Origin of the sequence: Methylobacterium sp. J-070 (assembly GCF_022829385.1) — a bacterium.
In the GTDB taxonomy this organism is placed as follows: Bacteria; Pseudomonadota; Alphaproteobacteria; order Rhizobiales; family Beijerinckiaceae; genus Methylobacterium.
On record NZ_JAKSXX010000225.1, the window covers coordinates 1 to 581 of the forward strand.

Here is a 581-nt window from a genome sequence, read left to right on the forward strand (position 1 = left end):
GATCCCGCCGGCCTGACCCTTACGATCGGCGGCGAACGAAGAAGGGGCCCGATCGAGGCCCTTCTACGTTCAGGCTGCACGTTGCCAGTGGCCTGATTTTGCTCCGCCACGGCAGCCTGGAATTGGTCCGCCCTTTACAGAAGTGCGCGGTATGCGAGAGTGGGGCAACAGGATGCCCGGCTCATGAGCCGCTGAGGGCTTCATTCGATCGGTTCGGCTCGTCCCTCGATCAGCCGGGCGTATTCCATCTCTGCCACACCGTAGCTGTCGCCGGCTATGTCGAGTAGCCCATCGCGATCCAGGATCTCGACGCTGCCACGGCGCTTTTGCACGAACCCGTCCTTTTCCAGCGACCGCAGCGCCGAGGTGACGCCGGGCCTCTCGACGCCCAGCATGAACGACATGAACTCCTGCGTGACCGTGACGAACTCGTCGTCAATTCGGTCCTGGCACATCAGCAGCCATCGAGCGAGGCGGGTGGCCGTGTTGCCTTTCGCGTTGGCGAAGGCCGTCTGAGCCGTCTGCACGTGCTGAGCTTGGATGTAGCGATTGAGAAGGCGCCTTAGGGCAGGGCGCCCCTC

General features: G+C 63.5%; 1 protein-coding gene. It reads right to left on the bottom strand.

The genetic code is table 11. The features are described from left to right. Window positions 1–200: 200 nt before the first annotated feature. On the bottom strand, window positions 201–581 hold a 381-nt coding region (locus MKL01_RS24365), incomplete at its 5' end, for a Crp/Fnr family transcriptional regulator (protein WP_243907753.1).